General features: G+C 49.0%; 9 protein-coding genes and 1 pseudogene. 4 read left to right on the forward strand and 6 right to left on the reverse strand.

Features of this window, described 5'->3' with window-relative positions:
- The 4 genes and pseudogenes from MHN01_RS11730 to MHN01_RS11745 form a co-directional block, all read right to left on the reverse strand.
- Positions 1-272: pseudogene (locus MHN01_RS11730) on the reverse strand (sensor histidine kinase); the annotation flags it as partial.
- Positions 273-311: 39 nt separating this feature from the next.
- Positions 312-1,052, reverse strand: a complete 741-nt coding sequence (locus tag MHN01_RS11735) for a response regulator transcription factor (protein ID WP_239411526.1) — start codon at positions 1,050-1,052, stop codon at positions 312-314.
- A gap of 119 nt (positions 1,053-1,171) precedes the next feature.
- Positions 1,172-1,876: a spondin domain-containing protein gene (locus tag MHN01_RS11740; protein ID WP_239411519.1), complete on the reverse strand. Its 705-nt coding sequence runs from the start codon at positions 1,874-1,876 to the stop codon at positions 1,172-1,174.
- Between the two features lie 10 nt (positions 1,877-1,886).
- Positions 1,887-2,558, reverse strand: coding sequence for a spondin domain-containing protein (locus MHN01_RS11745; RefSeq protein ID WP_239411520.1), 672 nt, complete (start codon positions 2,556-2,558; stop codon positions 1,887-1,889).
- Positions 2,559-2,756: 198 nt separating this feature from the next.
- On the opposite strand from MHN01_RS11745, the gene MHN01_RS11750 reads away from it, so the two are divergent.
- From MHN01_RS11750 to MHN01_RS11760, 3 genes are all read left to right on the forward strand, one after another.
- Positions 2,757-2,972, forward strand: coding sequence for a TIGR02450 family Trp-rich protein (locus MHN01_RS11750; protein WP_239411521.1), 216 nt, complete (start codon positions 2,757-2,759; stop codon positions 2,970-2,972).
- Positions 2,973-3,110: 138 nt separating this feature from the next.
- Entirely contained in the window at positions 3,111-3,530 is a 420-nt protein-coding gene (locus tag MHN01_RS11755) for a GFA family protein (RefSeq protein WP_239411522.1), read from the forward strand.
- A gap of 258 nt (positions 3,531-3,788) precedes the next feature.
- Complete coding sequence (locus MHN01_RS11760; RefSeq protein ID WP_239411523.1) at positions 3,789-4,517, forward strand: hypothetical protein; 729 nt, start codon at positions 3,789-3,791, stop codon at positions 4,515-4,517.
- A gap of 67 nt (positions 4,518-4,584) precedes the next feature.
- Here the strand turns inward: MHN01_RS11760 and MHN01_RS11765 are convergent, their stop codons facing one another.
- On the reverse strand, positions 4,585-5,493 hold the full coding sequence (locus MHN01_RS11765; RefSeq protein WP_239411524.1) for a LysR family transcriptional regulator: 909 nt from the start codon (positions 5,491-5,493) through the stop codon (positions 4,585-4,587).
- Between the two features lie 157 nt (positions 5,494-5,650).
- Between MHN01_RS11765 and MHN01_RS11770 the strand changes: the two genes are divergently transcribed.
- The gene (locus tag MHN01_RS11770; RefSeq protein WP_239411525.1) at positions 5,651-6,091 is read left to right on the forward strand and encodes a carboxymuconolactone decarboxylase family protein; all 441 of its coding nucleotides are present in this window, start codon (positions 5,651-5,653) and stop codon (positions 6,089-6,091) included.
- Between the two features lie 98 nt (positions 6,092-6,189).
- On the opposite strand, the gene MHN01_RS11775 is transcribed toward MHN01_RS11770, so the two are convergent.
- Positions 6,190-7,018 (reverse strand): anaerobic C4-dicarboxylate transporter family protein (locus MHN01_RS11775; RefSeq protein ID WP_304622851.1); only part of this gene is annotated, 829 nt, incomplete at its 5' end.

Consider the following 7,018-nt stretch of genomic DNA (forward strand, 5'->3'; position numbering starts at 1 on the left):
ATATTGCCTTGCTGATCGAGAAAATAGATTTCAAAGTCAGGCCCTAGCAGCATCAAGGTATGAAAAATCGACTTGAGGGCTTTTGGGTTGTAATCGGTGCCGTGCATTAGGGGATTATCGTCTCGCATATGGGCGGCAAGCTCACGGTGCAAGGTTTGCTGGGTGCGCTGCTCAATCACCTGCTGCTGATAGTTGAACAGGCTGCCAATTAACAAAGCCGAAAGGGCAAACCACATTCCGGTGAGCAGCAACAGACGCAGTTTAAAATTCATTGCTATATCTCCTTGAAGCGGCCTCTGTTACCGCGTGGCTTAGCAAGCCTGGAACTTGTAACCGACTCCCCACACGGTGTGGATATACTTGTGCCGGGCTGTTGGTGGCTCCAGCTTGGTTCTGAGTCTGTTGACGGTGCTACAGACGGTATGGTGGTAGCCCGAAAAGTCTGTGTGCCATACCTGCTCCAGTAATTCGTCTTTGCTGTATACCCGCCCCGGCCGCTGGGCCATGAAGTGCAGCAAGGTAAACTCGGTGGCCGTTAGCTTCACGGGGTGTTGCTCGACTTCGACTTGATGCGACTGAGGTTTGATAGTCAGTCCGTTAAACTCAAGAACAGGCTCTGGGGCATTGTCCACTCCGTCACAGTTAGCCGAGTGGGTGTCTGCCGTATGGCTTTTGCGGCGTAACATTGCTCTCACCCGAGCCTGAAACTCCAGTACGCTAAACGGTTTGGTTAAATAATCGTCTGCACCGGATTCGAGCCCTTCGACTCTGTCTTTCTCACGGTCTCTTGCTGTCAGGATCAATATCGGTAGCCAGTTTTGCAGCCTGCGAAGCTCAGTGCATAACTGCAGTCCGTCACCATCATCCAAGCCCCGATCTAGAACAATAAGGTCGAAGGTTGTGGCATTGAGTTTTTCTCTGGCGAGTTCGAGACTGCTGACACGAACGACTTCATGACCTTGGAAAGTCAGGTGCATGCTGATCAGCTCAGCCAGATCATTGTCGTCTTCAACAATCAGGATCATGGCAGGTTCAATGCTGTTTGAGTTAATTGAGTTCGGGTTGTTTGAATTTGTTGTGAACATAATGTCATCCCGGCCGGTTTTCGTAATACAACACACGTATACCAACGAAAAAAGACCGGACTGGGATGACTTTCTTTCAACAGATGCTATTCCGTACGAGTAATGGTCAGCCTCGCTCCAGGATTGAGAAAACGATGGGTCGCATTGAGTACCGAACTTGCCAAACCATCATCTTGGCTGATGACACCAGCATGAAAGGATACCCTGTCATTGTCGTCGCGGACGCTGTTGTATCCTTCGCCGCCAGCTGCCGGGCCGGGAATAGTGGCGGCCGATTCGTCATTGGCCTCTGTACCGGCATCCCACACTGCCATGTTCATATTCAGGCTCTCACCAATAGCGAGGCTGCCAATATCGAGCTGGGTTTCACCGACAAACCCATCATTGGTGTTGACCAGCATACTTGCAACTGATAGCTGCTGGGCGACGCTGGTATCTATGGTTAGAGAGACACTGTCGCTGGCTCCCGGCAAAATTACCCCCGTACCGGAAACGCTGTATCCGACGTTACCGTTGTTCGCCGATTCAGCAAGAAGATCGCTGTTGTCACCACCCTCGGCCATCACTTCGAGTGGATTCGAAGATGATTGCCCGATCTCAAACAGCGAATATTGATCGTTGTGGGCCAGAATGGCGAGAGGCGACAGCGGCTGGTTTGGAGTCAGGTTCTTAACGCTGACCGTATAGCTTGCCGTAACAGGTACTGGTTCCTGAACCTCATCATCATCTTCGATAGGACAGCCGGCAAGCAGGCCAGCGCTGGTTGCAATCATCAGTAGACGATATTTCATAGCGGCCTCCTTACTTTACTGTCACGGTAACGATGGCTACCGGGTTCAGCCAGCGGTAGGTCGTGCTGCTGATATCGCTCAGCCCGCCGTTGGGATCACTGTCGCCGAGGTTACCCGGATGGATGTGGACTTTGTTATTGGTCACCGTGGTCTCTACACCAGTACCGCCGCTACCAAAGTTGATAAATGGTGGGTTTGGCATACTTGCAGCCAGCTCGTCGTTGGCCTCGGTGCCGGCATCATAGCTGTTGAGGGAGATGGTATAAGTGCCCGGTGTCGATGGAATAGCCCAGCTGTCCAGGCCGACAAAGCCATCATTGGTCGGTAGCAGCATGGCGGTAATCGTCAGACGATCAGCATTGCCCGTGTCCAGCGAGGCTGTTGCCTGCTGGCCGGGATCCAAAATGCCTCCGGCTGGATCTTCGGCAACCACTGCCCCGGCGTTAGTCGCCACTGATGAGAGCCCGGATATATCTCCGCCTTCGGCCATGGCTTCAATTTCGGCAGAGGCCGTTTCACCAGAGCGGAAAAGGAATACACTGTCGCTATGTGCAGCCACCAATAGCGGAGTGAAGTAGATGTTTTTGGTGGCGTTGGTAATTGTGACATCAATTTCTGCTGCCAGGGTATGAGCAGAACCCAATAGGCCGATAACGGCAAGGGAGGCTAAGGTCATCTTCATTGTTTGATCCGTTTGTTATTGAGTCATGCAATGACTATGACGGATAAATCTGGTAATCCTCTCGCAAAAATCTCACAAATTTCTCACAATCGCTTTTTCCGATTTTATCGATAGAAATGAGTTAATTGCTGCGATCAAATGATCGGAAAGTCGGTTTGAAGCGTTGGCTATAGCAAAGGCTTGTAAAGGGATCCTGATATGAACCGTATTCACCCAAAGGCATTGCTAAATAGCAAATGGACCAAAGTACATCCCGTTCATCGGGAGAGGCATTTTGTTGTCACTGTGGTTGAGTTTGACGAGCACCATAAGGTTAAACGCTGTGTTATTGAGGCGGTGATTAACCGACATGAGTATGAGCTTAACTGGCGAGAGCTTACCGACTCTTTGGAGTGGCAGATCGGCTGGCACTAGGTGGCAGGCTGTTGTTATGAATAATGAAACTTGCACCTTGCTCACAGTAATTCATGTTTATAGTTGAATAATTAAGCTGTATGCATATACAGTTATCATGGTAATAACTGATAAGATGGAACATGACAAGGAGGACATATGAGTGAGAAACAAGCGGCATCTGGCAGCTGCCTATGCGGTAAAGTGACGATTGAAGCGAAAGCCGCTGATTTGCATGTCGGAGCATGTCATTGCGGTATGTGCCGTAAATGGGGGGGAGGACCATTCCTTGCCGTTGATGGCGGGTCAGAAATCACGATTAACGGTGAAGAGTTTGTCAGTCGTTACGCCTCTTCGGAATGGGCCGAGCGCGCCTTTTGCAAGGAGTGCGGGACTCACCTGTTCTACCTGTTAAAGGAGAATAGCCAGCATATTATTACGGCCGGTATTCTTGATCAGCAGGATCAGATGAAGATGGATCACCAAATCTTTATTGATAAGAAACCAGAGTATTACGCCTTTAGCAATGACACCCAAAACATGACCGAAGCGGAGGTGTTTGCGAAGTTCGCGCCTTAGGGGAGGCGTGAACCGATCAGTGTCGAGCTGTGATTTACAGGCACCTCGCCCTAACAGGCGTGGTGCTCTTTATTTTGCGTGTGATTAGCTTAACAGGCAAATCACTAAAAAATAGAGTTTTTTGTCTACAATAGAGAGAGCAGGTTAATAAAAAGAAGAGAGGTTACCGGCAGACAATCTTGCGAGAAAAGGTACTTACCTTAACTCACTTTAGCTTGATGGTTCAGGCATTGTGGTTTTGATATTGAGGGATTGATCATGCTCGATTTTGCAAACAGCCAAGCTTTGAAAAGCAAACAGGCGAAAGCGACCACCGCATCCAATATTATCAAAAATGTTATTTTATCTGACCTTAACGAACTCTATTCATCAGCAGAAATTGATGTCCTGCAGCAGGCACAGCAGCTGATTGAAGATGGCAAAAATCGCATTCGGCACTTAAAGGAAAAGCGCCTTAACGAAGAGAAACAGCGTCTGGCTGTCGAAGCCAGATTGCATGAAAGGGCGTTTGAGGTTGCCCTAGCAGCACTCAGTAACATGACACTTGCAGAGCTCTACCAGCTCAATGCTTCTTTCGCTTTTCAGTCTTCAGCTGTCAGCGAGCTGATAGAAGACTATGATCATCAACACTACCTTACCACCGTGCAAAGCTGGCTGGATGCCGATGTCAGTACTGACAGTTATTTCGACCTCTCTCCGCAAGAAGTCCAGGAGGGATGGATGGTTGGTATTGCCAAGGCGGCAGTCGAAATTATCAGTTGGCCGAATCTCAAGCACCACCGGAATTACCAGAACCCGTCAGCTGGCTATATCGAGCCGTTGGGTATACCTGATGACTTTCCTGCGGCGATTTATACCGATGTGCAATATACCAACCGGTACCGGTTGAGTTCTGATTGCCTCAGGGTGATTCAGGCCTTAACCGAGTACGAAGAAAATGAGCAAAAGGTTCGGTCAATTCTAAATAGCCTCGGGCAGGATACGTAACTAAATCAAGTAACTGTATAGCCAAAGCGTTGTCGATGGGACCGCTTTGGCTTGTTGTTCTGATTCTCTACAGAAATTGACTGTGCTGTTCAGTTTTTTCAAGCAAGAAATCGATGAAGGCACGTAGATGAGGTTTGGGGTATTTCCCGCCTCGATAGATGGCATAAATTTCCCCGCTGGTGTGCTCATGCTGCATTACCTGCCATTGCGGCAGCACAGGCACGAGACGACCCTCTTTGAGGGAGTCTGTCAGCATCCAGCTAGTTAACAGTAGTAATCCTGCTCCGCCTTCTGCTGCTGACAGCAATGGAGAGCCCCCTTTCGAGGTCAGGTTTCCCTGGACCGGGATCTTCTTGTGTTGTTTCTTTTGCGAAAAATGCCAGTAGCTCCTTTGTCTGTCATGGTTTAGCAACAGGCAATTATGGTCGCTGACCTCTTCCGGTTGTTGAGGTGTGCCGTATCGGGTCAGGTATGCTGGTGCTGCGCACAGCAGCGTGTGGTTGGTCATGAGTTTGCGTGCATTCAAACTGCTATCAACCGGTCGCCCGATGCGGATTGCAACATCAATGTTCTCTGCATTGAGATCGACCAGCTTGTTATCGAGCTCGATTTCTACTTTTACCTGCGGATACCTGGCCAAAAACTCGGGTAGATAGGGGCAAACGCAAAGGTTGCCGAAACTCTCGAAGACTGAGATCCGCAGTGTGCCTCTAGGCTCATCATTTAGGGCATTCATAGATAACACAAGCTGATCGGTCTCTTCGACTACTTTGGTTGCCCCAGCCAAAAAATACTGGCCTTCTTCAGTGAGAAGTAATTGGCGGGTGCTGCGTTTAAACAGGGTGACATTCAATTGCCGCTCGAGGTTGTCAATATTTCGGGCAACGGAAGACGGGGCCATATTCAGTGTCTGTCCTGCTTTTGAAAAGCTTCCTGAGTCGACGACCTGAATAAAAACTCGGACTAGATCTAGCATATTTAACCTTTGCGTCTGCTGCAAAACTATTGCAGATTTTGGTTGTATTCTATCCATTTGTCGAATGGCGCACAATGACATCACTTTCCTGATGAACCGAAAAATTATAGGTACAAAAGGTTCATCGAATTCGATAAAACAACCGAGGATTACCCTTATGTCAAAACGCATCGATATCAGCAAAGTTCAGCCGAAAGCCATTCAGGCAATGATGGGAGTGGAGTCTTATCTGAGTACAAGCGATATACCGGTAACACTGTGTGAACTTATTAAGCTGCGCGCATCAATGATCAATAAATGTGCTTACTGTATTCAGATGCATGCGCCTGTGGCCTTGGCACATAATGAAACTGAGCAGCGTTTGCTGGCTTTGTCGGCATGGGAAGAGTCGCCGCTATTTAGTGAAACCGAGCGGGCAGTGCTGGCAATGACTGACGAGATCACCCTAATTTCCGATCATGGACTGTCGGACGAAACTTATCAGCGGTGTCTGACGCTACTGGGAGAAAACGTGTTGGCGCAATGTATTATGCAGATCATAACCATCAATGCGTGGAACCGTTTTGCAGTCTCAACCAAAATGGTGCATGAAGAATAGGGCTGGATCAGTGTTGTCAGGTTTAGTGTTAGCAAATTTTGATCTGCTTTGACAAAAAAGCCCTGCGATTGCAGGGCTTGGATAGGAAGTTCTTTTAATTACAGTACGATACCGGCAAACAGGAAGCCGAACATAATACTGAATACCATGCTTAGCAGACCCGGGATCATGAAGCTGTGGTTAAAGATAAACTTACCGATGTTGGTCGTACCCGTACGGTCAAAGTCGATTGAGGCAATGATTGGGCCGTAGTTCGGAATGAAGAAGTAACCGTTCACAGCAACAAAGGTCGCGATGATCACTTCCGGCGGCAGGCCAAGGGTAATGGCTACCGGTACCAGTACTGCGGTTGTTGCGCCCTGGCTGTTAACCATGACAGACAGTGCAAACAGCGCAAAGGCAAAGGTCCAAGGGGCCATTTCGACCAGACCGGCAACCGTTTCTTTCACCATTACACCATGACCGCCGTTGAAGGTGTCACCGAGCCAGGCGATACCGAAGATAGCAACAATGGCGCGCATACCGGCGTGGAATACAGAACCTTGGGTGATGGCATAACCGTCTGGTTTGCAGATCAGGATGATCAGAGCCGCAATAGACAGCATGACAATTTCAATCGTATGGGCCATGCCCATGGCATTGCCGTCAAAGCTTGGACGAAGTGACGGGAAGGCACCCATTAGAACCACAATTAACGAACCGAACAAGAACAGGGAAACGGCTTTTTTAGCTTCAGGTTTCACTTCAAGCTCTTCAACCTGCACCTCTTGTTCCATTTCCTGGCGGAAAGCTGGATCTTCCATGCGGCGACGATACTCAGGATCATCTTTAAGCTCTTTACCCAGTTTGTTGACGATGACGCAGGCCGCGGTCAAACCAAGGCTGGTTCCCGGAATGGTGACCAGTAGCACGTCGGCAAGGGTGATT

Source organism: Photobacterium sp. OFAV2-7 (genome assembly GCF_022347985.1).
Lineage (GTDB): Bacteria > Pseudomonadota > Gammaproteobacteria > Enterobacterales > Vibrionaceae > Photobacterium.